General features: G+C 68.2%; 3 protein-coding genes. All 3 read left to right on the top strand.

The window, feature by feature from the left end:
* Positions 1–351 (top strand): hypothetical protein (locus AC1D01_RS30135; RefSeq protein ID WP_477872982.1); only part of this gene is annotated, 351 nt, incomplete at its 5' end.
* A 38-nt stretch (positions 352–389) separates the two neighbouring features.
* Positions 390–749 (top strand): hypothetical protein, encoded by a 360-nt coding sequence (locus AC1D01_RS30130; protein WP_477872980.1) that lies wholly within the window; start codon positions 390–392, stop codon positions 747–749.
* Between the two features lie 90 nt (positions 750–839).
* The coding region (locus AC1D01_RS30125; RefSeq protein WP_477872978.1) for a Clp protease N-terminal domain-containing protein at positions 840–2,457 on the top strand (1,618 nt) is incomplete at its 3' end.

The following is a 2,457-nucleotide window of genomic DNA, read 5'->3' as shown; positions in this document are numbered from 1 at the left end:
GCCGAGGAGCTCGATGCGATGGCCGCGCAGCCCGGCATCGTCGGATGCGCGCTGGTCGACCCGGCCACCGGGCTGATCTGGCAGGCCAGCGGCCGCGTCGCCGATGCCGAGCGCACCTGGGAGGCTGCGGTCGACTACTGGCGGCTGCACGACCGGCAACGCAGCCACTTCGCGACGCTCGGCGAGCTGGCGGCGGCGGTGATGTACCACCGGGGCGGCGTGCTGGCGATGTTCCCGTGCTGCGTCGATCCCGACCTGCTGCTGGTCTCGGTCGGCGAGCACCGCGGCGTCGACTGGACCGACTGGCAGCGCAAGACGCGAGCCCTCGGCCGGCGCCTGCAGGCCAGCTGAATTCTTTTCTTCCCCCCCCACCTCCAAAAGGAACTGCCATGGCCACCATTCGCCAATCCCTCGACGACCTGCTCACCGTGGACGGCGCCATGTGCGCGGCGGTGGTCGATTCCGCCAGCGGCATGATGCTCGGCTCGGCCGGCTCGGGCCTCGACCTCGAGGTCGCCGCCGCCGGCAACACCGAGGTCGTGCGCGCCAAGGCCAAGACCATGCGCCAGCTCGGCCTGAACGACGTGATCGACGACATCCTGATCACGCTGGGCAAGCAGTACCACATCATCCGCCCGGTCTCGCGCAAGGAGGGCACGTTCATCTACTTCGTGCTCGACAAGGCCAAGTCCAACCTGGCGCTGGCCCGCCGCAAGGCGGCCGACGTCGAGCGCGAGCTGACGATCTGATCTGCATCAAGCCGGGTTCCCGCCGAGCGGGTTCCGGCTTGAAAATGGGGGCGAATGCCTCAAATCCCCTGCAATCGGAGGATTCGTCCCATGCGACTCGACAAGCTCACCACCAAGTTCCAGGAAGCGCTCGGCGAGGCCCAGAGCCTCGCGCTGAACCGCGACAACCCCTACATCGAGCCAGTGCACCTGCTGGCCGCGATGCTGGCCCAGACCGACGGCCCGAAGGCCTTGCTCGAACGCGCCGGCGTCAATTCGTCCAAGCTGCAGTCGGTGCTCGACGCCGAGTTGCGCAAGCTGCCGCAGGTGCAGGGCGGCGAGCAGGTGCAGGCGAGCCGCGAGCTCGGCGCGCTGCTGCAGGCCTCCGAGAAGGAAGCCACCAAGCGCGGTGACCAGTTCATCGCGAGCGAGATGTTCCTGCTGGCCGCGACCGACGCCAAGTCGGCGATCGGCCCGCTCGTCAAGGAGCACGGCCTGACCCGCAAGGCGCTCGAGGCCGCGATCGATGCGGTGCGCGGCGGCCAGAAGGTCGACAACGCCGATGCCGAAGGCCAGCGCGAAGCCCTCAAGAAGTACACCATCGACCTGACCGAGCGCGCCCGCCGCGGCAAGCTCGACCCGGTGATCGGCCGCGACGACGAGATCCGCCGCGCGATCCAGGTGCTGCAGCGCCGCACCAAGAACAACCCGGTGCTGATCGGCGAGCCGGGCGTCGGCAAGACCGCCATCGTCGAGGGCCTGGCGCAGCGCATCGTCGCCGGCGAGGTGCCCGATTCGCTGAAGAGCAAGCGGGTGCTGGTGCTCGACATGGCGCTGCTGCTGGCGGGTGCCAAGTTCCGCGGCGAGTTCGAGGAGCGGCTGAAGTCGGTGCTGAAGGAAGTGGCACAGGACGAGGGCCAGACCATCGTCTTCATCGACGAGATCCACACGATGGTGGGCGCCGGCAAGGCCGAGGGCGCGATCGACGCCGGCAACATGCTGAAGCCGGCGCTGGCGCGCGGCGAGCTGCACTGCATTGGCGCGACCACGCTCGACGAATACCGCAAGTASCTCGAGAAGGATGCCGCGCTGGAGCGCCGCTTCCAGAAGATCCTGGTCGGCGAGCCGACGGTCGAGGCGACCATCGCGATCCTGCGCGGGCTGCAGGAGAAGTATGAGGTGCACCACGGCGTCGAGATCACCGACCCGGCGATCGTCGCCGCGGCCGAGCTGAGCCACCGCTACATCACCGACCGCTTCCTGCCCGACAAGGCGATCGACCTGATCGACGAGGCCGCGGCCAAGATCAAGATCGAGATCGACTCCAAGCCGGAGGCGATGGACAAGCTCGACCGCCGGCTGATCCAGCTGCAGATCGAGCGCGAGGCGGTCAAGCGCGAGAAGGACGAAGCCTCGCAGAAGCGCCTGGGCCTGATCCAGGAAGAGATCGTGCGCCTGCAGCGCGAGGCCGCCGACCTCGAGGAGATCTGGAAGGCCGAGAAGGCCGCCGCCCAGGGCTCGGCCCATGTGAAGGAAGAGATCGACCGCATCCGCTTCCAGATCGAGGAGTTCAAGCGCAAGGGCGATTTCAACAAGGTCGCCGAGCTGCAGTACGGCAAGCTGCCCGAGCTGGAGAAGGCGCTGAAGGACGCGCAGGCCACCGAGGTGAAGAAGGGCGCCGACGCGAGCCGGCCGCAGCTGCTGCGCACGATGGTCGGTGCCGAGGAGA

Source organism: Rhizobacter sp. P3_B12 (assembly GCF_056402895.1).
This window is presented reverse-complemented; position numbering and strand designations above follow the sequence as displayed.